The sequence below is a fragment of the Sphingomonas hengshuiensis genome, from assembly GCF_000935025.1.
GTDB lineage: Bacteria > Pseudomonadota > Alphaproteobacteria > Sphingomonadales > Sphingomonadaceae > Sphingomonas > Sphingomonas hengshuiensis.
The window spans coordinates 1,368,285-1,394,539 of record NZ_CP010836.1 but is presented as its reverse complement, the minus strand read 5'-3'; the positions used below and the strand labels follow the sequence as shown (position 1 = coordinate 1,394,539).

Sequence of the window (26,255 nt, the reverse complement as noted above, 5' to 3'; positions counted from 1 at the left end):
CATGCGATTTCTGATTGCCGCGACGATGATCGCGATGCCGGTGGCGGCGCATGCCGATGATCGCGACGCGGCGGGCAACACGGTCCTCGCCCCACCCGCGCCGGTGCGCGACGGCGACGGCATCCCCGACCAGCTCGATGCCGACCAGCGTACCGGATATCGCACGGTCTTTGCCGCGATCCGCGCGGGCAAATGGACCGATGCCCAGCTCCAGCTCGATTCGATGAAGCCGGGACCGCTCCACGCGATTGCCCGCGCCGAGCTGTACACGGCCAAGGGATCGCCCAAGGTCGAGCTGGCGCCGATCCTCGCGCTGCTGGCCGAGGCGCCCGAACTGCCGATGGCGGAACAGCTTGCCCGCATGGCCAAGGCGCGCGGCGCGATGGACCTGCCCGCGCTGCCCCAGGCGCAGCGGCTGATGTGGTTCGACGGCGCCCCCGTCCGCCAGCGCGCACGATCGATCAAGAGCGATACCGCCGCGACCGAGATCGCGCTGGCGATCCAGCCCTTCGTCAAGGCCGATGACGGCGTCCAGGCCGAGGCGGTGGTCGACAAATTCTCCGCAGACCTGACGCCCGAGGCGCTGACCGAGTGGCAGCAAAAGGTCGCGTGGATTTACTACGTGGCCGGCGACGACGCCAATGCGCGGCGGATGGCAGCCCGCGCGCAGTCCGGAATGGGCGATTGGGCACCGCAGGCCGATTGGGTCGCGGGGCTCGCGGCATGGCGCCAGCAGGATTGCCGGGAAGCGGGCGCGGCATTCGAGCGCGTCGCGACACGCGCCACCGATACCGAACTCCGCTCCGCCGGGCTATATTGGGGATCGCGCGCCGACATGGCATGCGGCCGCCCCGACCGGATCGCGGCCAAGCTGAAGGCGGCGTCGCAATATAACGAGACCTTTTACGGGCTGCTCGCGCGCGCCGCGCTCGCGATCGAGGACAAGCCCGGCAAGGGCGAGCGCTTCGTCGCGGGCGACTGGGCCGCGCTGGAACGCCGCCCCAATGTCCGCGTCGCCGCAGCGCTGATCGAGATCGGCGAGACGGGCCTTGCCGACGAAGTCCTCCGCCACCAGGCCAAATTCTGCAACCCCGGCGAGCATGGCGCGCTGTCGCGGCTGGCGGGGCGGTTCAATCTCGCCTCGACGCAGCTGTGGCTGTCGCACAATGGCCCGGCGGGCGCGCACCCGCTGATGCAGGCGCGCTACCCCTCGCCCAACTGGACCCCCGCGGGCGGATGGCGCGTCGACAAGGCGCTGGTGTTCGCGCACACGCTCCAGGAATCGCGCTTCAACGCCGAAATCCGCAGCGCGGCAGGGGCGATGGGGCTGATGCAGGTCAAGAGCGGCGCCGCGATCGACGTGGGCCGCCGCCGCGGCGTGACCTATGCCGCGTCCGACCTGACCAAGCCCTCCGTCAATATGGAGATCGGTCAGTCCTATCTCGAGCAATTGCGCGACCAGCCCTTTACCGGCGGGCTGCTGCCCAAGGTGATTGCGGCGTACAACGCCGGGCCGACGCCGGTGCAGGCGTGGAACGCGCTGAGCAAGGATAATGGCGACCCGCTGCTCTATATCGAGAGCATCCCCTATTGGGAGACGCGCGGCTATGTGATGACCGTGCTGCGCAATTACTGGATGTATGAGGGCCAGGACGGTCGCAAGTCCGACAGCCGCGAGGCGCTGGCGCAGGGGATGTGGCCCAAATTCCCGGGGCTGCCCGGCGCGAAGTCGGTGCGGATGGGCGGGCGTGCGCTGTCACAGGCGCAAGTCGCGGGGTCGCCCGGCGGTGGCCATTGATACGACCATCGCGTTCCGCGCGGTGCGGATCGCGGTGCTTACGGTTTCGGACACGCGGACGCTGGCGGAGGATCGATCGGGCGACCGGCTGGTCGAACGGCTGACCGGCGCGGGGCACGAACTCGCGGCGCGGGCGATCGTGCGCGACGATCCGGAGGCGATCGTCGCGGCGCTGAACGGCTGGATCGATGATCCCCAGGTCGACTGCATCCTGACCACCGGCGGCACCGGGGTGACCGGACGCGACGTCACGCCCGAGGCGCTGGCGCGGGTGTGGGACAAGGAAATACCGGGCTTCGGCGAGCTGTTCCGCTGGCTGAGCTACCAGACGATCGGCACCTCGACGATCCAGTCGCGCGCGACCGCGGGGGTGGCGCGGGGAACCTATATCTTCGCGCTGCCGGGGTCGACCGGGGCAGTGACCGACGCCTGGGACGGCATCCTCGCGACGCAATTGGATATTCGCCACAAGCCGTGCAACTTCGTCGAGTTGATGCCGCGACTGCTGGAGCGGTAGCCGCCGCTAAGCCGCCGGTTTCGCGCCGACTTCAGCCTCGAAGAACTTGCCCGCCTCGGCCAGCATCGACGTCCACCAATCGACCGAGTCCTGGAAATTGCGGGCGTTGATGCCGCCGATCGTGCCGAGGTCATAGGCCATGACGAAGCGGCCATCGTCCTTCACCGACGCCTGGATGAAGCGATGATTGGCGTTCCATTTGTTCGCGAGCGCGATCGTGCCGTTATCCTCCTTCTGGAACTGCACTTCGAACCGCAGCGAATCGCAATCCTCGTTCTTCTCGCAGCCATAGAAGCTGACTTCGAAGCGATAGGCCGCCTCTTCGCTGGCGATCAGCGGGTCGCCGGTCTTGTCGGTCGACAATTCGGGCTTGAGCCCCGCTTTCTCGAGCGCCGCCATCACCGTGGCGGGGGCGCTGGCGCAGATCAGGTCGGCGGGACAGGGCTCGCGATCCTGGGCTGCTGCCGGCGCATCGGCGAAGAACGGGAACGCAAAGGCGATGGCGGCGAGCAGGGTCAGGCGCATGAACTCTCCCAAAGACTTGCCACCATCCTAGCCGAGCCGCTCCCGACCGCAACATCTCCTGTTCGGGCGCTATTCGGGCTCGTTCACGAATACCCCGAGCTGATTGCCGCCGGGATCGCGGAAGTGGAAACGCCGCCCGCCGGGAAAGGCGAAAATCGGCACGGTCAGCGTGCCCCCTGCCGCGACGACCTTTTCCAGCGCGCCCTCCAGATCGGCGACCTCGACGATCGGCAAAGGCAGCGCGATCGCCTGGTCCTCGGTCCCGTTGATGCCGATGTCGACGTCGCCGGTGGTCATCGACGCATAATCGGGACCATAATCGGTGAAGGCGAACCCGAACGCCGCCGCATAAAAGTCCCGCGTCGCGACAACATTCGCCGCCGGCAATTCGACATAACTGATCCGTGCCATAAAACCCTCCATTGTTCTTGCTATGTTCTATCGCCAGGGATAGAGCCTGGCAATGGCAAAAACCCGCCCCACCCGCGGCGCGACGCTGAACCGGGCAAGCGCGCGATTCAACCTGCCCGCGCGCGAGGCCGATGGCGACTGGCTCGACGAGCGCGAAACGGTGGACGGCGCCCCTGCCCCGCTGCGCACCACCGTGACGGTCGAGACGCCGCGCACGATCATCACGCGCAACCAGTCGCCCGACATCGCATTCGATCGCTCGATCAACCCGTATCGCGGGTGCGAGCATGGCTGCATCTATTGCTTTGCGCGGCCGAGCCACGCCTATCTCGACCTTTCGCCGGGGCTGGATTTCGAGACGCGGCTGTTCGCCAAGCCCGATGCGCCCGCGCTGCTCCGCGCCGAACTGGCCAAGCCCGGCTATGCGTGCCGCCCGATCGCGTTCGGGACCAATACCGATCCGTACCAGCCGATCGAGCGCGAATGGCGGATCACGCGGGGGTGCATCGAGATACTGGCCGAGTGCAACCATCCGATCACGATCACCACCAAGTCCGATCGGGTGACGCGCGACCTCGACCTGATCGCGCCGATGGCGGCGAAGGGGCTGGCGGCGGTGATGCTGTCGGTCACGACGCTGGACCCCAGGATCGCGATGACGCTGGAACCGCGCGCGGCGCATCCGGAGAAGCGGCTGGCGGCGATCCGCACGCTGGCCGATGCGGGGGTCCCGGTGTTCGTGTCGCTCTCCCCGGTGATCCCCGCGATCACCGATCACGAGATGGAGCATATCCTCGAGCGCGCGGCGGCGGCGGGGGCGCGGGCGGCGTTTTTCCTGCCGGTGCGGCTGCCCCACGAAGTCGCCCCGCTGTTCCGCGCCTGGCTCGACACGCATTTCCCCGATCGCGCGAGCAAGGTGATGGCGATCGTCCAGTCGCTGCGCGGCGGCAAGGACAATGATCCGGAGTTCTTCAGCCGGATGCGCGGGCAAGGGCCGTGGGCGGAGCTGCTGCGGACGCGGTTTCAGATCGCGTGCCGGCGCTATGGGCTGGACGGGGAGCGGATAAGGCTGCGGACCGACCTGTTCCGCAGGCCCGCGGGGGCGCAGGGGGAGCTGTTTTGAACCGCTGCGCCAGCGGGACCCCGGGTCAAGCCCGGGGCGACGCGTGAGAGAGGCGCCCCGCCCCTACCGCAACATCGCCAGCGGAACCGCGGCCGCCATCGCGGCATAGCCCGCGATCGACGGGTGCAGCCCGTCATTGTCGAACTCCGCGCGGAGGAACGTCGGTCGCGCCGGATCGCGCATCGCTGCGTCCAGATCGATCACCGCGTCGAAATTGCCCGGCGCGCGGATCCACGCGTTCACCGCGGCGCGATCGGCCTCGTTCTGCGCATCGGGGTGGTAATAGTCCGAGCGGCCATAGGGCAGGATCGTCGCGCCGATCGCCTTGATCCCGTGCGCGCGGGCGCGGGCCACCATCTGGCGGTACGCGCCGATCATCCCCTCGACCAGCGCGGCGTGTGCCTGGGGGCTGGCGGGCGCCTCGCGCGTCAGGACGCCCAGGTCGTTGACGCCCTCCAGCACGATCAGGTGCGTCACCCCCGGCGGGCTCAGCACGTCGCGGTCGAAGCGGGCGAGCGCGTTGGGCCCCAGCCCGTCGTTGAGCAGCCGCCCGCCGCCGATCCCGGCATTGAGCACCGCCAGCTTCATCCCCGCCGCGCGCAGCCGGGTTTGCAGCGCGTCGGTCCAGCGGGCGTTGGTGTTGGGCTGGACGCCATAGCCGTCGGTGATCGAATCGCCCAGCACCACCACAGCGGCGGCGCGGGCGTCGACCGTCTCGATCCCCCCAATCTGGTACCAGCGATCGACCTTTGCGGCGTTGGGCAGGTCGGTGGCGGCGGTCTGGTCGCCATGCACCGTGTAGGACGTGGCGCGAGAGCCCGGGTGGCTGGTCTGCTGCGCGGGGGCCTGGGGGAAATGGATCGAGAGCGTCAGGTCGGCGCCGGCGGGCACGGCGAGATCGACCGGGTCGCTCCAATACTCGGCGCCCGCGGGGATCATTGCGGAGGGCTTGCCGCCGAAGCGCAGCACGCGCAGCGTCGCGGGGTCGATGCGGGGCGAGGCGAGGTCCGCCGACCGCGCGATCGTCGCGGCGCCAATCGCCAGCGGCGCGGTGCCGAACGCATTGGAGAAACGGACGCGCAGCCGCTTGCCCGCAATCTGGACGCGCACGACCTGGCGCAGCGTCGCGTCGGTCAGGGTTTCGGGGGGCAAAGTGTTCGCCTCGTTCGGCACGAGTTGCGACGTCGCCCAGGCGGCGACCCAGCGCTCGCGCGTCTGCTGCGCCGAGGCGGGAAGCGCGACGCCCGTGGCCGCGAGCATCCACAAGGTGGCGAACATCGCCCAGCGCGCCAATCCAGCCATCACCCTCTCCGTCTCTATGATAGCGCTATCATAGCCGCGATCGGCGCGCGGGCAAGTCAGCCCGGCTGGCGGCTCTTCATCAGCGGCTGGATGCGGGTGCCGAATGCCTCCACCCCCTCGATGAAATCGTCGAAGGTGAGGAGAACGCCGCCGGTATTGGGCACTTCGGCCATCGCGTCGAGCATCCGCGCGACGCTTTCATAGCTGCCGACCAGCGTGCCCATGTTGATGTTGACTGCGCCTTCGGGCGCGGCGAGCTGGCGGACATTGGTGTCGGTGTTGACCGTGTCCTTCGCACCCTGCTCGGCGAGCCACGCGATCGCGTCGATGTCGACGCCGGCGTTGTACGACCGCCACTTGGCCATCGCCTCCTCGTCGGTCTCGGCGGCGATCACCATCACGAGGACGAAGATCGACACGTCGCGCCCGGTCTTCGCGGTCGCCGCCGCCAGCCGTTGGTTGTTGAAGGCGAAGGCAGTGGGGGTGTTCACGCCCTTGCCGAGGCAGAATGCATAGTCCGCCCATTTCGCCGAGAAGGCGAGGCCGTCGTCGGACGAGCCCGCGCAGATGATCTTCATGTCGCCGCCGGGCTGGGGGCGGACGCGGCAATCCTCCATCTGGTAATACTCGCCCTTGAAGTCGCTGACCCCGGTCTCCCACAGTTCGCGCAGGATATGCGCATATTCGTCCAACATCTTGTATCGGTTACGAAAATGCTCGTCGCCGGGCCATAGCCCCATCTGGGTATATTCGGGCGGCTGCCAGCCGGTGATGAGGTTGAGCCCGAACCGGCCATGGCTGATCGAATCGATCGTGTTGCACATCCGCGCGGCGAAGGCGGGCGGGATGATCAGCGTCGGGCAGGTCGCGAAGATCTTGATCCGCTCGGTCACGGCGGCGAGTCCCGCCATCAGCGTGAAGCTTTCCAGCCCATATTCCCAGAATTCGGTCTTCCCGCCGAACCCGCGCAGCTTGATCATCGAGAGCAGGAAATCGAGCCCGTATTTCTCGGCGCGAATCGCGATCTCCTTGTTGAGATCGAAGCTGGGCAGATATTGCGGCGCGTTCTCGCTGATCAGCCAGCCATTATTGTTGATGGGGACGAAGACGCCGACCTGCATGCGCGAATTCCCTTATGCGTTGTCCAGCCAGGCGAGCAGCCAGCGATTGAAATTGTCGGCGCGGGTGACGTTGCACGCATGCCCCCCACTGGTCAGCCTGGCAAGCTGCGCGCCGGGGATGCCTTTCGCAAGCACTTCGGAGCAGGACGGGGGCACGAGCATGTCGTCGTCGCTGGCGATGAGCAAGGTCGGAGTGCGGATCTCGCCCATATGCGCCAGGATATTGAAATGGCGGACCGCGGCGATGCGGCGCTGGACCATCTCGGCATCGGGGAAATGCGCGAGCAGTTCCTCTTCCTCGACCTGGAGCCGGTCGTGATTTTCCGAAATCCATTGCGGTGGATACAGGAACAGCGGCTGCGCGTGGAGATAGGGGCGCGCGCCGTTGCGCAGCAGCACCAGCCGGGTGTCGAAGCAGCGCGCGGTGTGCGGATCGAGCCGCGCCCAGCCATTGATCACCACCAGCCGCTCCACCCGTTCGGGCGCAGCGAGCGCAAGCGCCAATCCGGCGAGCCCGCCCGCGGCATGGCCGATCACCGTCGCGCGCTCGGCACCGGCTGCCGCCATCACGATCCGCATGTCGTCGGCCATGCGCTCGACGGTCAGCATCCCCTCGACCGTGCGCTCGGATCGCCCGGTGCCGCGATGATCGTAGAGCAGGACGCGGTGCTGCGCGGCCAGCGCGGCGAGGTTCGGCGCCCAATAACCCGCCGATCCGCCGAGCCCCGCAGACATCAGAAGCACCGGCGCGCCGGGCGGCCCATGCTCCTCCCAATAGAGCCCCCCCGCCAGCATCAGTCGAGATGCGCCACAGAGGCGATCTCGACCAGGCAATCGGGCTTCACCAGATCGGCGCGGATGCAATAGCGGGCGGGCTTCGCGCCGGGGAAATACTCGGCATAGACCGCGTTGAACGCCGCGTAATCGGCGAGGTCCTTGAGGAAGATGTGGTTCATCGCGACATCGGCGAGCGTCGCCCCCGCCGCCTCCAGCGTGATCCGGATCACGTCGAGGACGTGCCGGGTCTGCGCCGCGGCATCGCCGACATGGAGCACCGCGCCCCCTTCCCCCAATGCGAGCACGCCCGAGACATAGACGGTGTTGCCCGCCTTCGCCCCCGCCGAATAGGGCGCGATCGGGGTGGGGAATTGGGGCGGGTTGATCGGCTCGAAGGGCATCGTCACTCCTTTGGAATCTGGCCGAAGCTGCCGCAGAAATCGGCGGTGGTGGACACCCAGCCGAAGAATTTCTCGACATTATAGACGGTGGCGTCCTGCATCGCGGGCGGGCCGAGATGGTGCGTCGCATCCTCGAGCATTACCCCGAAATATTCGAGGTGAAAGCCGTCGCGCAGCGTCGATTCGACGCAGACATTGGTGGCGATGCCGACGAACACGATCATGCGGATCCCGCGCGACCGCAGCACGCTGTCGAGCTGCGAATTGAAGAAGGCCGAATAGCGCGTCTTGCCCAGGACGATGTCGCCCTCGACCGGGGCGAGCCCGTCGACCAGCGCATAATCCCATCCGCCGCGCGCGAGCAGCTGGCCCGACAGATCGGGACGCGCGCGCATCGTCTTGAGCGCGTTGGACTTGTGCCAGTTTGGCGATCCCGGTCCGCCCGCCTCGCGATAATCGGGGTCCCAGCCATTTTGGAGATAGACGATCTGGATGCCCGCATCGCGCGCGACGCCAAGCACCTGCGCGATCTTCGATATCGTCCCCGCGGCGCCGGTTATGTCGAACCCGGCGAGATCGACATAGCCCCCCGGCGAGGCATAGGCGTTCTGCATGTCGATCACGACGACTGCGGTTTCGGACGGCACGACGCGGATCGGCTCGGGCCGCGCAGGCAGCGTGACGGCAGCGGCGCCTGCCGCCGCACTTCCCACCGCTACGCATTGCTCCATGCCGCTTCCTTTCGCAGATGCGAAAGGTGAACCAGCACGAACCGCATCGCAAGAGGCAAGCGCTTGTTTACCTGAGGCCTTGTAAAATGCGAACGGGGGCGGACGTGGTTGCACAAGGATAAGGAATGCGTCCCAGACGAACCGGCATCGACGAGAGACGATCGAGCAGGCTGCGCCATTGGATCGGCTTCACGGCGCTTGCGATGCTGGCCGCATTACTTGCGGTGCTGATGTTCACCGAGCGGGAGGCCGCCGCGGAACGTCGCGCCGGCGAGGCTGCGGACCTGCACGTGCTGAAAATATTGCTGGCGGCGAGCGAGACGCGCTCGGCGGTCCACGAAGCCTTGCGCGGCGAAGGCGGGTATCTGCTCACGGGGGAGTCGATGTTCCTTGCCGCGTATACACAGGGCCGCGAACAGGCGCCGCGGCTGGCGGCGGAACTGCGCAGGCTGACGGAGGGCAATCCGTCGCAGCGCGCCAATCTGGCGCTGATGGATGCGCGACTCGCGGGCTTCCTGGGCGTGCTGCGCGAGACCGCCGATCTGACCGACCAGGGCAAACGCGCAGAGGCGGTGGCGCGGATCAGCGCCGATATGCGCGAACATGATATCGAAGGGCTGCTCAGCGCGATCGCGCGAATCGAGGAGGAGGAACGCCAGCGGCTGGACGCGCGCGAGGCCGCCAGCCAGCACAAGCTGGACCGGATCGAATCGACGCAGCGCGCGGTCTCGGGGCTGGCGCTGCTGTGCCTCGGAGTCAGCGCCGGGACGGGCATCGCATCTTCGCGTGCGCGCGCGGCGACGCTCGATGCGCAGGACCGGCTGCGGCTTGCCGCGACCAGCGACGAACTGACCCAGCTCGCCAATCGCCGCGCACTGTTCGCGGTGCTGGATGCGGAACATGCGCGCGCCACGCGGATCGGCGCGCCGCTGTCGCTGGCGATCATCGACCTCGACCATTTCAAGGCGATCAACGACAGCCTCGGGCACCAGGCGGGCGACACGGTGCTGCGGACCGTCGCCGAGGCGCTGAACGAGGCGACGCGCGCGACCGACGTGCCGGGGCGGCTGGGCGGCGAGGAATTCGGCGTGGTGATGCCCGATACCGACGACCGCGCAGCGGCGATTGCGGCGGAACGCATCCGGGAGCGCGTCGCGGCGCTGCGCTCGCGGCTCCCCGACGGCAACGAAGTGCCGATGACAGTCAGCATCGGCGTTGCGCAACTGATGCCCGGCGAGGACCGCGACACGCTGATGGCCCGTGCCGACGCCGCGCTGTACCGCGCCAAGGAGGAAGGCCGCAACCGGACCCATTTGGCCAGTTGAACGCGGCCTTGTCCGGTTGCGCGCGCGGCGTGGTGTAACATTGCCATAGGGCACCTGGCGCCGTAAGCAACGTCACCCTCGTTCCAGGAATCTCGATGCGCTTCTTCGCCCTCGCGCTCTGCGCTATGCTCTTTCCCGCCGCCGCGCTTGCCCAGTCGGACGCCCCGCCTGCGGGCAAGCTGCCCGATACGGTGACGCCGATCGCCTATCGGCTCGACCTGACGATCCTTCCCGGCCAGCCGCGGTTCAGCGGGCATACCGAGATCGACGTGACGCTGACCAAGCCCGCCGCCGCCTTCTACATGCACGGGCGCGACCTGCATGTGACCAAGGCGACGGCAGTGATCGGCGGGCAGGAAATCCCCGTCACCTTCGCGCAGAAAAGCCCCACCGGCCTTGCCCAGGTCGACTTCGGCAAGACCGTGGCGCCGGGCAAGCTGACGCTCAAATTCGATTATGACGCGGCGTTCGCGGGCAGCCCCGCGGGGCTCTACCATCTCAATATCGAGAAGGAATGGTATAGCTGGACGCAGTTCGAATCGATCGATGCGCGCGCCGCATTCCCCTCGTTCGACGAGCCGGGGTACAAGACCCCGTTCACGGTGTCGCTGACCACCAAGGCGGGCGATGTCGCGATCAGCAACGCGCCCGAATCGGGTACCGAAAAAGTCGGCGACCTGGTCGTCCACCGCTTCATTCCCACCAAGCCGCTGCCGACCTATCTGATCGCGTTCGTCGTCGGGCCGTTCGCGGTCGCCGAGACGGTGGTACCCCCCAGCCCGCAGCGCAAGGAGCCGCTGCCGCTGCGCATCGTCGGCACCAAGCCCAATGCCGACCAGCTCCAATATGCGCTCGACGAATCGGGCAAGATCGTCACGCTGCTGGAGGCCTATTTCGACCAGCCCTTCCCCTATCCCAAGCTCGACCAGATCGGGTCGCCGGTGATGCCGGGCGCGATGGAGAATGCCGGCGCCGACATCTACGGCGACGGCATCCTGTTCCTCGACGAAAGCGCGCCGAGCGAGAACAAGCGTTCGTTCGGGATGATCGTGGCGCATGAATTGTCGCACCAATGGTTTGGCGACCTCGTCACCCCCGCCTGGTGGGACGACCTCTGGCTGAACGAGAGCTTCGCCAACTGGATGGGATACCGCATCGGCAATGAATGGCGCCCCGACCTCAAGATCGGGCTCGACGCGATCGGCGAGGCGTTCGAGGCGATGGACATCGACGCGCTGGCCGCCGGGCGGCCGATCCACGGGCCGATCCCGACCGATGCCGACATCAACGCCGCGTTCGACCAGATCACTTATGGCAAGGGCGGCCAGGTCGTCGGGATGATCGCCGCCTATATGGGCGACACCAAGTTCCGCGACGGCGTGCGGCTGCACATGCAGCGGCACATGCATGGCAATGCGACGACGGACGAATTCTTCGCCTCGCTCGCCGAGGCCGCGAAGGACCCGCGCGTGCTCGCGTCGCTGCGCAGCTTTGTCGACCAGCAGGGCCTGCCCGTCGTCACGCTGCACCGCCAGGGCAATGCGCTGATCGCCAGCCAGATGCGCTACGCCGCTTTCGGCAGCAACGCGCCCGCCGAGAAATGGCTGATCCCGCTATGCCTGCGCCGCGGCCCGACCCAGAGCTGTACGCTGGTCGACATGGCGAGCCAGCCCGTCGCCGCCAACGGCACCGGGCCGATCATGCCCAATGCCGGCGGCTGGGGCTATTACCGCTTCGAACTCGACCCCGCCGACTGGAATGCGCTGATCGCAGCCGGGGCCACGCTGCCCGATGGCGAGGGGCTGGCGCTGAACGACAGCGTATGGGCGTCCTTCTATGCCGGGCGCAGCGGCGTCCTGGCCCCCATTGCGCTGAGCAGGGCGATGGCCGCGCATCCCTCGACCAAGGTGCAGCTCGACAATGGCGAGGAACTGGAGGGGCTGGAGCGGCGCGGGCTGATCTCGGCGGAGGCATTGCCGGCCTATCGGAAGCTGATCGCGTCGATCTATGCCCCGGCGCTGGCGAAGCTGGGCTTCGATCCTGCGCTGGGCAAGAGCGCGGGCGACAGCCCCGACACGCGCGCGCTGCGGTCCGACCTGCTCGGGCTGGTCGCGGGCGCAGGGCATGACCCGGCACTGCGCGCGAAGCTGGCTGCGGCGCTCGATGCCTATCTGGCGGGCGATACCGCGGCGCTGGACCCGCAATATGGGCTGCTCGCGGTCCGCACGACCGTCGAGGACCGGGGTGTCCCGTTCGCCAAGACGCTGGTCGAGGCCGCGCTGGCGTCCTCGAAGCGGGGGCTGCGGGAGGCGGCGTTCCGGGGCCTGTCGGCATCGGGCAATGCCGAGGTCGCGCGCTGGTTCCTCAACGACTTCAAGGACCCGCGCCTGCCGGCGATCCAGCGGCTGTTCACCACCGCGGGCTTCCTGAAGAACTACGCCACGCAGGGGCTGGCGAGCGATTACATGCTCACCAATTTCGACACGTTCGTGAAGGCCGGCGGCGGCGGCGGGATTTTCTCGGGCCGCGCGGCGCAGATGTTCGGCGTGCTGTGCACGATGGAGGCGGCGAGCGCGGTCGATGCCAAGCTGCGCCCGCAACTGGGCAATGACAGCGCGCTCAACCTCGACCGATCGCTCGACGCGATCCGCAATTGCGCGCGGTTCCGCGAGGCGAAGGCGGGTGATGTGAGCGCCGGGGTAATGGCGGCTGCGCGCTGATCCTGCGAGGCCGGGCGCACACGATGCACGCTGTGCCCGGTCAGCGCAGGACGATCCTGCCCGAGTCGCGGCTGAAGGCAACGCCGGTGGCGGCGAACAGTTCGGCGACGAACGCCGCCGGATCGGCGACGCCGCTGTCCAGATAGCTGCGAACCCGCGCGCCCAGCGCCGGATCGCCAGTGGCGGCATCGAACGCCGCCAGCCAATCGGCCTGCGTCACCTTGCCATCGGCGCGGTTGGCATCGATCAGCCCGCGCAGCCAGGTGAAGGCATCCGCCCCGGCTTCGCGCTTGCGCACCGCGCCCTCGGCAGCGAGGAGCAGCACCGCGCCACAGGCATAGTTGGCGCGAGTGTTGCCGCGCGCGGAGGCGCCCGACAGCGCCATGCCCGGCCCATTCTCCCTGATGCAATCGTCCACTTCGCGCTGAAACGCGTCCCGCGCGTCATAGCCCGGCACCAGCCGTTCGAGGGCGCGGACCGCCATCACATCGGCGCTGCCCTCATCGATCCAGGCATCTGCCCGGCGGGCATAGCGGACCGTCTGACCCATCCAGAAATGCGCGCTTTCATGGCCGAGGAACCAGCGCACCCGCTGGAGCACCGCCGGGGTTGCGGCAACGGTCTGCGCGCCTTCGATCTGGAGGACCACCATCGCTTCCAGCACGCTGCCGCCAAGCGACGTCCCCGGTCGCTTGGCGCCGCCCCAGGAGACCAGCGCCATGGGCCTTGCCGCGATACTGGGGCCGAGCCGCGCGCGATACAGCGCGAACAGCCGGGGCGTGAAGGTGTCGAGTTCCGCGCGAATCCAGGGCGGGAGTCCGGGATCGAAGATGCCCGCAAGCGCGGGCGTTTCGATAACGGGTGTGCGCCCGACATAGGCATAGCCGCTCTCGCCGCCCAGATCGCGGCGAAAACGCCCGCGGTGGGCAACGCCCCGATACAGCACGCGCCCGCCGGGTGCCGCAATCTCGATCCTGCCGCCGGCATCGAGCGGCACGCCGTTCAGGTCATCGGGCAGCGCCGCGGCCGCTTCCGCCGATTGCAGCGGATAGATTTCGTAATGGCCGTCATAGACCGCCGCCCCACCCTCCGAAAACAGCAGGAACGGCGAATAATCGGCCCTGAGCGACTGGGCGAAGGGGGTGATGCGAATGCGCACGCGATCGATCGGCCCAGCCCCGACCAGCGAATCGTACCGCCCATGCCGTTCGAGCCGCACGCCGGGCGTCTCGACCCGCCAGCTGGCCAGTCGCCACGATTGCCCCTGGCGGGTGGGCGCGGATCGGACGAAGAACCAGACCGGCGCAGCGCGGGAAAAGCGATAGTCGAGCAGCCAGCTTCCATCGCGCTGGCGGGTGAGGCGCGCGTGATAATCGCGCTTCGCGACGGCGGCGGTGGAGGGCGCTCCCCGGTGTATCGCCGTTGCCGGAGACGCCGCAACCATCGCCGCGCCGAGCAGCGCTGCCCACCGAAAGCTTCGTGACAAGAGGCCTGCCCCCGCGATTGCGTGTTATGTCTATAACACACAATCGCGGGAACGGGCGCCGGCTGTCAAGCCGCCGCCAGCCGGAAATCCTTGTAGCGCGCGCGGATCGCGGTCTTGAGCAGCTTGCCCGTCGCGGTGTGGGGCAGCTCGTCGACGAAATGGACTTCGTCGGGCAGCCACCAGCGCGCGACGTGCTGCGCCAGATAGGCCTGGATCGCCTCGGCGGTCACCTCGCTGCCGGGCTTGCGCACCACCAGCAGGATCGGGCGCTCCTCCCAGCGCGGGTGATACACGCCGATCGCCGCCGCCTCCGCGACGCCCGCACAGCCGACCGCGGCATTTTCCAGCTCGACCGAGCTGATCCACTCACCGCCCGATTTGATGACGTCCTTCGCCCGATCGGTGATCTGCATCGTGCCGTCGGGGTGCAGCACCGCGACGTCGCCGGTATCGAACCAGTTATCGGCATCGACCGCGGGCGCCTCCTCGCCGAAATACTGGCGGATGACCCAGGGGCCGCGGACGTGGAGCCGGCCCGAGCTCTTGCCGTCGCGGGGTAGCACCGCGCCCTCGTCATCGACGACGCGCAGTTCGACGCCGAACGGCACCTTGCCCTGCATCGCGACCTGATCGACCTGTTGCTCGAAGCTGAGATCGTCCCAATCGGCGGAGGGCGCGCCCATCGTGCCGATCGGCGACGTCTCGGTCATCCCCCAGGCATGGTTGACGCGGACGCCCATCCGCATCAGCCGCTCGATCATCGCGCGCGGTGCGGCCGATCCGCCGATCGTCACGATCTTCAGGTGCTGCGGCGCATCGCCGGTCGCATCCATATGCTGGAACATGCCGAACCAGACCGTGGGCACCCCGGCGGAATGCGTGACCTTTTCGCGGTTCATCAGGTCGCAGAGGATTCTGGGCTCGTTGACCGCAGAGAACACGAACTTTGCCCCGACCGCCGCCCCGGCAAAGGGCAGCCCCCAGCCGACCGCGTGGAACATCGGGACGATCGGCATCGCCACCGATTGCGTCGACAGGTCAAACTCCGCCGGCTGTAACTCGGTGATCGCATGGATCACGGTGGAGCGGTGGGTGTAGACGACGCCCTTGGGATTGCCCGTCGTCCCGCTGGTGTAGCAGAGCATGCACGGTTCGCGCTCGTCGCCCTGGACCCAGGCATAGTCGCCGTCCTCGCGCGCGATCAGCGCCTCGAACCCTTGCGCGTCGTCGCCGTCGAAGCAGACATAGTGCGCGATCGTCGGCCATTGGCCGCGCAGCCGGTCGACGATCGGCGCGAACGCCTTATCGTAGAGCAGCACCCGGTCCTCGGCATGGTTGGCGATGAAGGCGAGCTGGTCGTCGAACAGCCGGGGATTGATCGTGTGGATCAGCGCGCCCATCCCGATCGTGCCATACCAGGCGACGAGATGGCGGCTGTGGTTCATCGCCATCGTCGCGACCCGGTCGCCGGGCTTCACCCCCAGCCGCTCCAGCGCCTGCGCCAGCCGCCGCGCGTCGCGGGCGATCCCTGCCCAGTCGGTGCGCGTCTCGCTGCCATCGGCCCAGCGCGTGACGATCTCGCGCGATCCGTGCTCGCGCGCCGCGTGATCGAGCAAGGTGGATACCCGAAGCTCGAAATCCTGCATTCCACCCAGCATATCGCTCTCCAACGCCATTCTTGTTTGGCGAAGAATACCGTTTTTACGGGTGGGAAGTCGAGAGCGCCCTGTGTGTCAAACTATGTGCCGAGCATACCCGGCCTAGGATTGCCTCATGCGGCGGCGGCGAGCGTCACTTCGGGCCTGCCGAATTCGGCGGCGCGGATGCCGGGCAGCGTCCCGATCTTGCCGACAAGCTCTTCGTCGATCAGGAAATTCCGGCCGAGCACGACCTCCGCCTGCCCCGATGCGCCATAGGGCACCCAGAGCCGCACGGTGCTGCGCCCGCCGCGCAGCCCGCCGATCACCTCGGCGATGCGCGGGATCGCGGCGGCATCGTCGACATGGAGGTCGAGCAGCAGGCGGGCCGTCCCCGCCAGCGTCTCGAACGGCTGGACGCGCTTGATCGCGATGCGCGGCGTATCCTCGCCCGGGCGCTTGTCGAGCTCGACGGTGAGAATCGCGCAGCCGCCGGCGCGGGCGACCTCCTCCATTTCCTTCGCGACCGGCTCGTCGAAGCAACTGGTCGGGCATTGCCCGCTGGTGTCGGAAATCGTCGCCATCAGATAGCGATTGCCGCGCGCCGAGGTGCGCCAGCGCGCATCCTCGATCAGCGCGGCGATCGTCGCGCCGACGCGGCCTCCCTCGGGCACCGGAACCTCGCCCAGCGTCGCGATGTCGCGGGCGCCGTGCGTGCGCGCGAGATGCGCGTAGCGATCGAGCGGGTGCGCCGAGAAATAATAGCCGAACGCGTCCTTTTCCGCCGAGGTGCGATCGGCCATCGACCAATGCGCCTTGGCCGAAAGCTGGACCGCGCCGCCGCCGGGTTCGGACTCGCCGAACAGCCCGCCCTGCCCGCTCGTCCGGCTCTCCTGCGTGCGCTGCGCCACCGCCAGCACGGTCTCCGCCGCAGCGAACAGCGCGGCACGATTGGGCTCGATCGCGTCGAACGCCCCCGCCGCGGTCAGCGTCTCGACCTGGCGCTTGTTGAGCAGCCGCGGATCGACGCGCTTGGCGAAATCGTCGACCGAGCGGAAACGGCCATTGGTGTCGCGTTCCTCGACCAGCAATTCCATCGCGCGCTCGCCGACGCCCTTCAGCGCGCCGAGCGCATAGCGGACCGCATAGCCCTCGCCATGCTTCTCGACGTTGAAGTCGGCGAGGCTGAAGTTGATGTCGGGCGGCAGGCATTCGATCCCCAGCCGGCGCATATCGTCGGCGAAGATCGCCAGCTTGTCGGTCTGGTGGATGTCATAGGCCATCGACGCGGCGAAGAATTCGTGCGGGTAATGCGCCTTCAGCCACGCCGTCTGATAGGCGAGCAGCGCATAGGCGGCGGCGTGCGATTTGTTGAAGCCGTAGCCGGCGAACTTGTCGATCAAGTCGAACAGTTCGTTCGCCTTGGCCTGCTTGATCCCGTTCACCCGCGCGCAGCCTTCGACGAAGATCGCGCGCTGGGTGTCCATCTCCGCCTTGATCTTCTTGCCCATCGCGCGGCGGAGCATGTCGGCGCCGCCCAGCGAATAGCCCGCGAGGATCTGCGCGGCCTGCATCACCTGTTCCTGATAGACGAAAATCCCGTAGGTTTCGTTCAGGATCGGCTCGAGCAGGTCGTGCGGATAGATGATCTCCTCGCGCCCCGCCTTGCGGTGGCCGAAGCTGGGGATGTTGTCCATCGGGCCCGGACGATAGAGCGAGACGAGCGCGATGATGTCGCCGAAATTGGTTGGGCGCACCGCGGTCAGCGTGCGGCGCATGCCCTCCGATTCGAGCTGGAACACGCCGACCGTGTCGCCGCGCTGGAGCAGGTCATAGACTTCGTGATCGTCCCATCCGAGCGTGTCGAGATCGACTTCGATCCCGCGGTCGCCGATCAGCTCGACGGCCTTCTTGAGCACCGACAGCGTCTTGAGGCCGAGAAAGTCGAATTTCACCAGGCCGGCGCCCTCGACATATTTCATGTCGAACTGGGTGACGGGCATGTCCGAGCGCGGATCGCGGTACAGCGGGACCAGCTCCGCGAGCGGACGATCGCCGATCACGACGCCCGCCGCGTGGGTCGAGCTGTGGCGCGGCAGCCCCTCCAGCCGCATCGACAGGTCGATCAGGTGGCGGACGCCGGTGTCGGTCTTATACTCGTTGTGAAACTCGCTGACGCCGTTGAGCGTGCGTTCCAGCGTCCAGGGATCGGCGGGGAGGTTCGGGATCTGCTTGGCGAGGCGATCGACCTGGCCATAGCTCATCTGGAGCACGCGCCCGACATCCTTGAGCACCGCGCGCGCCTTCATCGTCCCGAAGGTGATGATCTGCGCGACATGGTCCGACCCGTATTTCTGCTGGACGTAGCGGATGACTTCGCCGCGCCGCGTTTCGCAGAAATCGATGTCGAAGTCGGGCATCGACACGCGTTCGGGGTTGAGGAAGCGTTCGAACAGCAGCCCGAGCTTGAGCGGATCGAGATCGGTGATCGTCAGCACCCAGGCGACGACCGAACCCGCGCCCGAACCACGCCCCGGCCCCACCGGAATATCGTGCGCCTTCGCCCATTTGATGAAGTCGGCGACGATCAGGAAGTAACCGGGGAACCCCATCTGAATGATGACGTCGAGTTCGAATTCGAGCCGCTCGGCATAGAGCCTGCGCTGCTCGGCGTCGGTGATCCCGGCCTTTTCCAGCCGCATGTCGAGCCCCGCCAGCGATTGTTCGCGCAGCATCCGCGCCTCACCCTCGCGGTCACCCGCGAGGCTGGGGAGGATCGGCTTGCGCTTGGGCGCCGACACTGCGCAGCGCTGCGCCACGACCAGCGTGTTCGCGATCGCCTCGGGCAGATCGGCGAACAGCGCGCGCATCTCGGTCGCGGGCTTCATCCAGGCGTCGGGCGAGCTGCGCGGGCGATCGTCGCTGGCGATGTACGACGAATTGGCGATGCACAGCATCGCGTCATGCGCCTCGTGGAAGGTCTCCTCGGCGAAGCAGCACGGATTGGTGCCGACCAGCGGGAGATCGCGGGCATAGGCATAGTCGAGCAGCTTGGCCTCGGCGCGCCCCTCGACTTCGTTCAGGCGGCGGACGATCTCGATATAGAGCCGGTCGGGGAACAGCGCCTCCAGCCGCGCGGCATAGGCCTCCGCCGCGGCGTCCTGCCCCTCGGCATAGAGCCGCGCGAGCCCGCCATCGGCGCCGGCGGTCAGCGCGATCAGCCCGTCGGTGCGCCCCGCCAGCGCCTCGAACGTGACATGCGCGTCTTCCTCGATCGGGCGATCGAGATGCGCCATCGACACGAGGTTGCACAAATTGGTGTAGCCCGCCTCGTCCTGCGCATAGAGCGCGAGCCAGTCGACTTGAGTCGCGACGCCATCGGGCAGGTCGGGGCGCTTGACCGCGAGCAGCGTGCCGACGATCGGCTGGACCCCCGCCTTTTTGCACGCATCGGAAAAGGGCATCGCGGCGTAGAGCCCGTTGCGATCGCTGACCGCGACCGCCGGAAAGCCCAGTTCGCGCGCACGCTTGGCGATCGCCTTGGGCTCGATCGCGCCTTCCAGCATCGTGTAGGAAGAGAAAACCCGAAGCGGTACGAAACCCGAATGCGCCATTCCCGATCCTAGCCGGGTCGAGGGCGATTCGCCAACCGCCCAGCGGCACCGTCCACAGGTTAAAAAATCCTTTTACCGCATACCCGTAGATCGCCGACCCGGTTGCCGCCTTAGCGCACTGTCGCGGATGGGAAGCATCCGGAATGGCGACTCGGGCCGGGGACGGTCACTCTATAGTTAACTCGTTTCATCTATAAATTAGAACGGTTCATCGGGGGATCAGAATTGGGCGCTATTATGGCAATTACAAGGCAGAGGCCGGACAGCGGCCCAACCGCAAAAGATTATGCTGCTTATTCAGCCAGTAACTAGCAAGCGAGTGAAGCCCATGAGTAGCCTATTTCACGGAAGCGCGCTGTGCGAAGTCGATGCCGATGGCAATGTCCCGATGCCCGGCTTCGTTAACGAAGCGCTGGATGCCGACCGCCCCGAATTGCTGGTCGGAAAGCATGAATCGGACGCCTGCCTGGTCGGCTATGACCGGGCGCATCTCGACACGGTCGCCGCGCGCAACGAGCGCCGGCGGCTGGCCGACGAAGCGCGCGGCGAGGATGCGCGCGGCCATTATCGGCGGATGCGACGCAGCTTCGGACTGGTCGGGCGGATGCCGCGCGCCGATGCGACGCTGCGCATCCCGGCGGAAATGCGCCACCTGGGCCGGATCGGCGGGCTGGCACTCTTCCTGGGCGCGGGCGACCGTTTCGAGATATGGAACCCTGACCTCGCGATGCAGAGTGACGATGATCAGGTCCGCGCGCTGGCAGCCTTCACGCTGGACGCCGGCCCCTCCAAGGGAGTGCATTGAGATGGGAATTCTCTGTTCGGTCCTGGGGCATGTCCCCGTCGCGACGCGGCATCAGAACCAGGGGCTGGAATTCAGCGTCTGCCACCATTGCGGGCGCGACCTGATCCACAGCATCGGTGACGGCGACTGGGTCGCGGTCCCCGCCGGGTTTCACGTGGTGTGGCGCGAATTCGGGCGTGCGGGCGACGCCGCGTCGGTGGCGGAGCGGATGGCGACGATCGCCCCCCCGCCGGTGCGCCGCCGCGATCCGCGGAGCGGGCGCCCCCTTCCCCGCCGCGATCCGCGCGGGCGTCCTATAAAGGGCGTAACGACGATGGTCGGCACGCTCGCCAGCCTCGCCCGGCTGATCGGGAGCGAAGACCAGCCCGACATCAGCGTCGTCGAAACCGGCGACCAAGGCGTGATCTGCCTGCCCGGAGCAGGCGGCAACTGATCGGGGCCGCAGCGGCGCGACGCATCGCGCCCGCGGTCCCGTGCGCGGCGGCGGGAGGGTTCCCCCTCCTCCCCCCCGTCGCCGCGCAGCAGGCAGGGGAATGGCGCCTTGCGCCGAGCGGCGCCCGCCATTCCCGCGCCGGTGGCGGGACGCCGCGCCCTGTTGCGTCCCGCCGCCTCAGCGGGGCGTGCTACAGCAGCTTCTCGATATCGCCGGTCAGGTCCTTGGGCGAGGTCGTCGGGGCATAGCGTTCGACCGGGTTGCCCGCGCGATCGACCAGGAATTTGGTGAAGTTCCACTTGATCGACTTTGAGCCCAGCACGCCGGGCGCCCGCTTCTTCAGTTCCTCGAACAGCGGTGCAGCGTCCTCGCCGTTGACGTCGATCTTGGCGAAGACCGGGAAGCTGACATCATAGGTCAGCGAGCAGAAATTGGCGATTTCCTCGGCATCGCCCGGCTCCTGCCCGCCAAACTGGTTGCACGGGAAGCCGAGCACTGCGAAGCCACGCTCGCCATAGGTGCGATGCAGCGCCTCGAGATCGGCATATTGCGGGGTGAAGCCGCATTTCGACGCGGTGTTGACGATCAGCAGCACCTTGCCCGCATAGTCGGCGAGCGTCGTTTCCGCGCCATCGGCGGTGCGGACGGGAATGTCAGTGATCGCCGTCATGCGCGTTCCTCCAGCAAACCGTCATGCAGCCGGACGACACGGTCCATCCGCGCCGCCAGCCGTTCATTATGCGTCGCGATCAGCGCCGCCGATCCCTCGCCGCGCACCAGTTCGAGCAATTGTTCGAGCACCTTGTCCGCGGTCGCTTCGTCGAGATTGCCGGTGGGCTCGTCGGCCAGCACCAGCGCCGGGCGGTTGGCGAGCGCGCGGGCGACCGCGACGCGCTGCTGCTCGCCGCCCGATAGCTGGCTGGGGCGATGCGTCAGCCGCCCGCCCAGCCCCAGCGCGGTCAGCAGCAGGGCGGCACGCGAATCGGCCTCCTTGCGGAGTGCGCCGTGGATCATCTGGGGCAGGACGACATTCTCGAGCGCGTTGAAATCGGGCAGGAGATGGTGAAACTGATAGACGAAGCCCAGGCAATCGCGGCGCACCTCGGTACGCCCGCCCGAGGGAAGCTGCGCCGCCTCCTTGCCCGCGATGCGGATCGATCCCTCGAACCCGCCTTCGAGCAGGCCGACCGCCTGGAGCAGGGTCGACTTGCCCGATCCCGAGGGGCCGAGCAGCCCGACGATTTCGCCCGGCTGGATGGTCAGGTCGACGCCGCGCAGGACGTGGATCGTCGCCTCACCCTGGGTAAAGCTGCGCTTCAGCCCGCGCGTTTCAAGAACCGGATCATTCATAGCGCAACACCTGGACGGGATCGGTGCCCGCAGCTTTCCACGCCGGGTACAGCGTGGCGAGGAAGGTAAAGAGCAAAGCCATCAGGCAGATGCCGATCGTCTCGACCGGATCGGTGCGCGCGGGCAACTCGGTGAGGAAGCGCATCGAGGGGTCCCATACCTGTTGCCCGGTCACCAGCCCGATGAACTGGACGACATTGGCGCGGAAGGTGATGAACAGATAGCCGAGCACCCCGCCCGCCGCGACGCCCAATGCGCCGATCGTCACGCCGACGGTGACGAAGATGCGCATCAGCCCGCCGCGCGTGGCGCCCATCGTGCGTAGCACCGCGATGTCGCGCGTCTTCGAGCGGACGAGCATGATCAGCGACGAGACGATGTTGAACGCCGCGACGATCAGGATGATCGACAGCACCGTGAACGACACGATCCGATCGACCGCCAGCGCCTCGAACAGTTCGCGGTTCATCATCCGCCAATCGGTGATCTGGCCGCGATCGCCGACCTTGTCGTTGAGCGGGGCGATGATCCGCTCGACATGATCGGGATCATTGGTGTCGATCTCGATCATGCTCACCGCGTCGCCGAGGAGCAGAAGCGTCTGCGCGTCCTCGATCGGCATGACGATGAAGATCTTGTCGAAATCATAGATGCCGAGCTCGAAGATCGTCGCCACCCGATATTGGACGATCCGGGGCATCGTCCCGAACACCGTCGCCGACCCTTGCGGGTTGATGATCGAGATGCTGCTGCCGATCGTCGCGCCGAGCGATTCGGCGAGGCGCGATCCGATCGCGATTTCCTCGCCGCCGGGCTTCAGGCTGTTGAGCGACCCGAGCACTTCCTTGCCCTTCATCGCCGGGTTGGTGCGGATGTCCTCGACGCGCATCCCCCGAACCTGCGCGAATTCGACGCGGCCGTTGAAGCTGGCGAACAGCGGCTGTTCGATCAGCGGCGTAGCGCTGGTGACCCCCGGCGTCGCGCGCACCTCCGCGACGATCTGGCGCCAGTCGCGGAGCTGGCCGCCATAGCCCTGGATCACGGCATGGCCGTTCAGCCCGGTGATCTTGTCGAACAATTCCGCCCGGAAGCCGTTCATCACGCTCATCACGACGATCAGCGCGGCGACGCCGAGCATGACCGCGACCAGGCTGAACCCCGCGACGACGGCGATGAACGCCTCGCTCCGGCCCGGAAGAAGATAGCGGCGGGCGATCATCCGCTCGTAGCGCGAGAGAAACATGCGAACCGGTGCCCTGATGGAGTGCTCGCGCCGCTCTAGGCCAAGCGGCACCGCGCTGGCAATGCGCGAGCGGGATTGCGCGTCGCTGCTGGAATGTTGCCGATTCAACACAGGGTGCGACCAATCTGCGCAGCACCCTCCCAAAGCCGGTGACAAACGCGCCCGCCCGCCCTAGCAAAACCCTTGTCGAAACGCAGGCAAAGGCCGTGGTTCGGGGAGGGCTTCAGTCCCGCTCGTAGGCAAGTACGAGTGTGTGGGCAAAGCCTGACAAAGGGGGCTGACGAGCATTCGTCACGCAGGCGACCGGGCTGGCAACAGTCCGGTCGTTTGCGTTTCCGGACCCGCGCGTGAGGGGACACTCTGACAGGAAAAAGAAAGGGAGGCGGTGCGGGCTCCGCCTCCCTTCCCGTTTCGGACCGGGCGGGGGCATGTTCTCCCCCACCCGGCCCGCCAACCTCCCCCGGCCATGGCGAGAGGCTAGCCGCTGGGACGATCAGAACGATTTGCTGACCGTCAAACCATAGGTGCGGGGATCGCCGGGCTGGCCGACGATGAGCCCGGTGCTGCCCGACTGGGTGGAGAGCAGCTCGAAATATTGCTGGTCGAAGGCGTTGCGGACCCAGGCGAACAGGTTGAAATCGTCCTTGCGATACCCCGCGCGGAAGTTCGACAGCGAATAGCCCTCGATCCAGGTATAGGCCGAAGCCGACGGGTTGGACGAGAAGCGCGAGCGATAACTGCCGTCATAGCCGAAATAGACCTGGCCCCCATTGGCGACGGGCGCGTTGACTTCGCCGCCGAACGACAGCGACCATTTGGAGATGCCGGGCAGGACCTGGCCCGAAATGTCGCACGACGCCGGACTCGCGCTGCCACCCGACAATTCGGGGGGGCATGGCGCGTTGGTGAACTTGCGATAGGTGGCGTCGGTATAGGCGGCGTTGAAATAGACATTGCCGCGCTGGCTGGGACGGAAGCTCGAATCCAGCTCGAACCCGCGCGACCGCACCTTGCCCGCATTGGCGAGATAGCCGCGAATCACGTTGATCGCGTTGTTGTTCACCGTCGCCTGGTAATCGGTGATCTCGGTCCAATAGCCCGCCAGATTGACCGTCAGCCGCCGGTCGAGGAACTGGGTCTTCAGCCCGATCTCGAAATGGTCGACCTTTTCGGGCTTCACCGTCTGGGTCGACAGGTCGACACCCGTGCTGGTCGAGTTCAGCGGCAGGCCCGACAGATTGATGCCGCCCGATTTGAAGCTGCGCGCATAGGTCGCATAGCTGTGGATGTCGGGGCTGAAGTCATAGGACAGCGTGACGTCGCCCGACACGTTCCAGTCGCTGAACGCCGGGCTGTAGCGCTGCGGCGCGAGCGTGTTGATCTGGTTCTGGAACGTCGTCCGCGCCGCGCCGACGGGCTTCGCCGCGAGCAGCGCGGCGACATTGTCCGCCGTCGCGACGAAATCATACTGGCTGTTATGGATGCTGACGACCGATTCGTAGAAGCCCGACTTCTTGTCGTAATTCACGCGCAGCCCGGGCTGGAGATGCAGCCCGCCCGCGACTTCCCAATTGAGCTTGCCGAACACCGCGAAGCTGGTGTTGTCGAAGCTGATCGTGTTGGTCGAGGTCAGGCCGTTGAGCACGTTGGGGTTCAGCGCATCGCTGCCCGACAACAGCCAGCGGCTCGCCGCCGACCCTTGCACCTGCGATCCCTGGGTGTGGATCGTCTGGTGGAAGAGGAACGCGCCGACTGTATAGTCGAGCGTGTTCGCGCCATTCGACGCCAGCCGCAGCTCCTGCGAATATTGCTTCTGCTGCGACGGGTTCTGCGAGACCGTGGTGACCGGCAGCCCGGTGAAATCGCGATCATTCTGTGGCTGCCAGTCCCAATAGCGCCACGCGCTGACCGACGTCAGCGTCGCTGGCCCCAGATCCCAATTGGCGACGAGCGACGCACCGCCGACTTCCTGCCGCGAATTGATGCTGGCATCGAGATCGGTGACGCGGTCGAACGGGTTGGTGCTCGGCGGGGTATAGTTCAGCGCCGTCGCGAGCGCGGCATATTGGCGGTTGGTCGCGCGCTGGGTGGCGCCGACTCGGGCGTAATATTGGACGCAGCAATCGGGGCTCTGGATATTGACGTCACCCGACAGCGTGATGTCGATCGCGTCATTGGGCTTCCACAATGCCTGGCCGCGCACGCCGATGTTGCGCTGGCGATGCAGATACTCGCCGCTGGTCTCGTTATAGATCGTGCCCTTGCGCGTCGTGCCCGAGGTCGAGATGCGCACCGCGACCTGATCGCTCAGTGGGCCGGACACCGAGGATTTGGCCTGGATGAAATTATAATTGCCCCCGCTCAGCTCGATCTTCGCCTCGGGCGTGAAGCTGGGCGCGCGGGTGGTGATGTTGAGTGCGCCGGCAGTGGTATTCTTGCCGTACAGCGTGCCCTGCGGCCCGCGCAGCACCTCGACGCGCTCGACATCGACGAAATCGAAGGTCGAGGCGCCGATGCGGCCGATATAGACGCCGTCGACATAGAAGCCGACGCCCTGCTCGATCCCGTCATTGGTCAACCCGAACGGCGCGCCGAGCCCACGGATGTTGATCGCCGAGTTGCGCGGATTGCTCGAATAGAATTGCAGCGACGGCTGGAGCTGCTGGAGCCGGTTGACGTTGAACGCGCCGCTATCGGCCAGCGTCTCGCCGCTCAGCACCGACAGCGCGATCGGCACGTCCTGCACCCGCTCCTCGCGGCGGCGGGCAGTCACGACGATGTCGTTGCGGTCCTGCACCGCCGGCGCCTGTTGCGCGTCGGGATCGTCGTTGGCGCCGTCGGTCGCGACCATGACGGGCGGGTCGAGGCGGGGCGCGGCGATGGCGGACGGCGAGGCGCCGGCGAGGAGCAGCAGCGACAGCGAGGCAAGACTCATG

The 26,255-nt window shown here is 67.1% G+C and carries 21 protein-coding genes; 7 read left to right on the top strand and 14 right to left on the bottom strand.

All coding sequences use genetic code 11. The features are described from left to right. Position 1: 1 nt before the first annotated feature. On the top strand, positions 2-1,798 hold the full coding sequence (locus TS85_RS06100; protein ID WP_044331051.1) for a lytic transglycosylase domain-containing protein: 1,797 nt from the start codon (positions 2-4) through the stop codon (positions 1,796-1,798). Continuing rightward, positions 1,788-2,315, top strand: coding sequence for a molybdenum cofactor biosynthesis protein B (gene moaB, locus TS85_RS06095; protein WP_044331049.1), 528 nt, complete (start codon positions 1,788-1,790; stop codon positions 2,313-2,315). Before TS85_RS06100 ends, moaB begins: the two co-directional genes overlap by 11 nt. A gap of 6 nt (positions 2,316-2,321) precedes the next feature. Here the strand turns inward: moaB and TS85_RS06090 are convergent, their stop codons facing one another. Together TS85_RS06090 and TS85_RS06085 are read right to left on the bottom strand one after the other, a co-directional pair. After that, positions 2,322-2,840 (bottom strand): YbjN domain-containing protein, encoded by a 519-nt coding sequence (locus tag TS85_RS06090; RefSeq protein ID WP_044331047.1) that lies wholly within the window; start codon positions 2,838-2,840, stop codon positions 2,322-2,324. Between the two features lie 69 nt (positions 2,841-2,909). Further along, positions 2,910-3,251, bottom strand: coding sequence for a VOC family protein (locus TS85_RS06085; RefSeq protein ID WP_044335972.1), 342 nt, complete (start codon positions 3,249-3,251; stop codon positions 2,910-2,912). 52 nt (positions 3,252-3,303) lie between these two features. Here TS85_RS06085 and TS85_RS06080 point away from each other — a divergent pair, with 52 nt between their 5' ends. Beyond that, complete coding sequence (locus TS85_RS06080) at positions 3,304-4,374, top strand: PA0069 family radical SAM protein (protein ID WP_044331045.1); 1,071 nt, start codon at positions 3,304-3,306, stop codon at positions 4,372-4,374. A 63-nt stretch (positions 4,375-4,437) separates the two neighbouring features. On the opposite strand, the gene TS85_RS06075 is transcribed toward TS85_RS06080, so the two are convergent. The 5 genes from TS85_RS06075 to rutB are packed head-to-tail and all read right to left on the bottom strand — an operon-like array spanning position 4,438 to position 8,706. After that, the gene (locus TS85_RS06075; protein ID WP_320407148.1) at positions 4,438-5,676 is read right to left on the bottom strand and encodes an SGNH/GDSL hydrolase family protein; all 1,239 of its coding nucleotides are present in this window, start codon (positions 5,674-5,676) and stop codon (positions 4,438-4,440) included. Positions 5,677-5,732: 56 nt separating this feature from the next. Next, entirely contained in the window at positions 5,733-6,797 is a 1,065-nt protein-coding gene (gene rutA / locus TS85_RS06070; protein WP_044331043.1) for a pyrimidine utilization protein A, read from the bottom strand. Between the two features lie 12 nt (positions 6,798-6,809). Beyond that, positions 6,810-7,592 (bottom strand): pyrimidine utilization protein D, encoded by a 783-nt coding sequence (gene rutD, locus TS85_RS06065; protein ID WP_044331041.1) that lies wholly within the window; start codon positions 7,590-7,592, stop codon positions 6,810-6,812. Beyond that, positions 7,592-7,975, bottom strand: coding sequence for a pyrimidine utilization protein C (rutC, locus tag TS85_RS06060; RefSeq protein WP_044335968.1), 384 nt, complete (start codon positions 7,973-7,975; stop codon positions 7,592-7,594). The genes rutD and rutC overlap by 1 nt, the downstream gene beginning before the upstream one ends. Positions 7,976-7,977: 2 nt before the next feature. Next, entirely contained in the window at positions 7,978-8,706 is a 729-nt protein-coding gene (gene rutB / locus TS85_RS06055) for a pyrimidine utilization protein B (RefSeq protein WP_044331040.1), read from the bottom strand. A 125-nt stretch (positions 8,707-8,831) separates the two neighbouring features. Here rutB and TS85_RS24025 point away from each other — a divergent pair, with 125 nt between their 5' ends. Both TS85_RS24025 and TS85_RS06045 read left to right on the top strand, forming a co-directional pair. After that, the gene (locus TS85_RS24025; RefSeq protein ID WP_052507784.1) at positions 8,832-10,031 is read left to right on the top strand and encodes a GGDEF domain-containing protein; all 1,200 of its coding nucleotides are present in this window, start codon (positions 8,832-8,834) and stop codon (positions 10,029-10,031) included. A gap of 95 nt (positions 10,032-10,126) precedes the next feature. Further along, positions 10,127-12,751, top strand: coding sequence for a M1 family metallopeptidase (locus tag TS85_RS06045; protein WP_044331038.1), 2,625 nt, complete (start codon positions 10,127-10,129; stop codon positions 12,749-12,751). Positions 12,752-12,791: 40 nt separating this feature from the next. On the opposite strand, the gene TS85_RS06040 is transcribed toward TS85_RS06045, so the two are convergent. The 3 genes from TS85_RS06040 to dnaE all read right to left on the bottom strand — a co-directional run bounded on the left by TS85_RS06040 (position 12,792) and on the right by dnaE (position 19,488). Then, complete coding sequence (locus tag TS85_RS06040; RefSeq protein WP_052507783.1) at positions 12,792-14,195, bottom strand: M1 aminopeptidase family protein; 1,404 nt, start codon at positions 14,193-14,195, stop codon at positions 12,792-12,794. A 107-nt stretch (positions 14,196-14,302) separates the two neighbouring features. After that, positions 14,303-15,895, bottom strand: a complete 1,593-nt coding sequence (locus TS85_RS06035) for a long-chain fatty acid--CoA ligase (protein ID WP_044335964.1) — start codon at positions 15,893-15,895, stop codon at positions 14,303-14,305. Between the two features lie 113 nt (positions 15,896-16,008). Further along, positions 16,009-19,488, bottom strand: coding sequence for a DNA polymerase III subunit alpha (dnaE, locus tag TS85_RS06030; protein WP_044331035.1), 3,480 nt, complete (start codon positions 19,486-19,488; stop codon positions 16,009-16,011). Positions 19,489-19,816: 328 nt separating this feature from the next. Between dnaE and TS85_RS06025 the strand changes: the two genes are divergently transcribed. Continuing rightward, a complete protein-coding gene (locus tag TS85_RS06025) occupies positions 19,817-20,293 on the top strand; it encodes a division/cell wall cluster transcriptional repressor MraZ (protein ID WP_044331033.1) in 477 nt (158 codons plus the stop codon). Between the two features lies 1 nt (position 20,294). After that, on the top strand, positions 20,295-20,726 hold the full coding sequence (locus TS85_RS06020; protein ID WP_044331031.1) for a hypothetical protein: 432 nt from the start codon (positions 20,295-20,297) through the stop codon (positions 20,724-20,726). 190 nt (positions 20,727-20,916) lie between these two features. Here the strand turns inward: TS85_RS06020 and TS85_RS06015 are convergent, their stop codons facing one another. The 4 genes from TS85_RS06015 to TS85_RS06000 form a co-directional block, all read right to left on the bottom strand. Continuing rightward, positions 20,917-21,396, bottom strand: coding sequence for a glutathione peroxidase (locus TS85_RS06015; protein ID WP_044331029.1), 480 nt, complete (start codon positions 21,394-21,396; stop codon positions 20,917-20,919). Beyond that, positions 21,393-22,076 (bottom strand): ABC transporter ATP-binding protein, encoded by a 684-nt coding sequence (locus TS85_RS06010; RefSeq protein WP_044331027.1) that lies wholly within the window; start codon positions 22,074-22,076, stop codon positions 21,393-21,395. Before TS85_RS06010 ends, TS85_RS06015 begins: the two co-directional genes overlap by 4 nt. After that, on the bottom strand, positions 22,069-23,319 hold the full coding sequence (locus TS85_RS06005; protein ID WP_044331025.1) for a lipoprotein-releasing ABC transporter permease subunit: 1,251 nt from the start codon (positions 23,317-23,319) through the stop codon (positions 22,069-22,071). Before TS85_RS06005 ends, TS85_RS06010 begins: the two co-directional genes overlap by 8 nt. A 493-nt stretch (positions 23,320-23,812) precedes the next feature. Beyond that, positions 23,813-26,254 carry a TonB-dependent receptor gene (locus tag TS85_RS06000; RefSeq protein ID WP_044331023.1) on the bottom strand — a complete coding sequence of 814 codons (2,442 nt, stop codon included), beginning with the start codon at positions 26,252-26,254 and terminating at the stop codon, positions 23,813-23,815. Position 26,255 lies beyond the last annotated feature (1 nt).

Excerpts from the sequence above, each read along its gene's own strand:
- TS85_RS06100 (WP_044331051.1), top strand. The coding sequence starts at position 2 with ATGCGATTTCTGATTGCCGCGACGATGATCGCGATGCCGGTGGCGGCG.
- TS85_RS06090 (WP_044331047.1), bottom strand. The coding sequence starts at position 2,840 with ATGCGCCTGACCCTGCTCGCCGCCATCGCCTTTGCGTTCCCGTTCTTC.
- TS85_RS06085 (WP_044335972.1), bottom strand. The coding sequence starts at position 3,251 with ATGGCACGGATCAGTTATGTCGAATTGCCGGCGGCGAATGTTGTCGCG.
- TS85_RS06080 (WP_044331045.1), top strand. The coding sequence starts at position 3,304 with ATGGCAAAAACCCGCCCCACCCGCGGCGCGACGCTGAACCGGGCAAGC.
- TS85_RS06075 (WP_320407148.1), bottom strand. The coding sequence starts at position 5,676 with ATGGCTGGATTGGCGCGCTGGGCGATGTTCGCCACCTTGTGGATGCTC.
- rutA (WP_044331043.1), bottom strand. The coding sequence starts at position 6,797 with ATGCAGGTCGGCGTCTTCGTCCCCATCAACAATAATGGCTGGCTGATC.
- rutD (WP_044331041.1), bottom strand. The coding sequence starts at position 7,592 with ATGCTGGCGGGGGGGCTCTATTGGGAGGAGCATGGGCCGCCCGGCGCG.
- rutC (WP_044335968.1), bottom strand. The coding sequence starts at position 7,975 with ATGCCCTTCGAGCCGATCAACCCGCCCCAATTCCCCACCCCGATCGCG.
- rutB (WP_044331040.1), bottom strand. The coding sequence starts at position 8,706 with ATGGAGCAATGCGTAGCGGTGGGAAGTGCGGCGGCAGGCGCCGCTGCC.
- TS85_RS24025 (WP_052507784.1), top strand. The coding sequence starts at position 8,832 with ATGCGTCCCAGACGAACCGGCATCGACGAGAGACGATCGAGCAGGCTG.
- TS85_RS06045 (WP_044331038.1), top strand. The coding sequence starts at position 10,127 with ATGCGCTTCTTCGCCCTCGCGCTCTGCGCTATGCTCTTTCCCGCCGCC.
- TS85_RS06040 (WP_052507783.1), bottom strand. The coding sequence starts at position 14,195 with ATGGTTGCGGCGTCTCCGGCAACGGCGATACACCGGGGAGCGCCCTCC.
- TS85_RS06035 (WP_044335964.1), bottom strand. The coding sequence starts at position 15,895 with ATGCTGGGTGGAATGCAGGATTTCGAGCTTCGGGTATCCACCTTGCTC.
- dnaE (WP_044331035.1), bottom strand. The coding sequence starts at position 19,488 with ATGGCGCATTCGGGTTTCGTACCGCTTCGGGTTTTCTCTTCCTACACG.
- TS85_RS06025 (WP_044331033.1), top strand. The coding sequence starts at position 19,817 with ATGAGTAGCCTATTTCACGGAAGCGCGCTGTGCGAAGTCGATGCCGAT.
- TS85_RS06020 (WP_044331031.1), top strand. The coding sequence starts at position 20,295 with ATGGGAATTCTCTGTTCGGTCCTGGGGCATGTCCCCGTCGCGACGCGG.
- TS85_RS06015 (WP_044331029.1), bottom strand. The coding sequence starts at position 21,396 with ATGACGGCGATCACTGACATTCCCGTCCGCACCGCCGATGGCGCGGAA.
- TS85_RS06010 (WP_044331027.1), bottom strand. The coding sequence starts at position 22,076 with ATGAATGATCCGGTTCTTGAAACGCGCGGGCTGAAGCGCAGCTTTACC.
- TS85_RS06005 (WP_044331025.1), bottom strand. The coding sequence starts at position 23,319 with ATGTTTCTCTCGCGCTACGAGCGGATGATCGCCCGCCGCTATCTTCTT.
- TS85_RS06000 (WP_044331023.1), bottom strand. The coding sequence starts at position 26,254 with ATGAGTCTTGCCTCGCTGTCGCTGCTGCTCCTCGCCGGCGCCTCGCCG.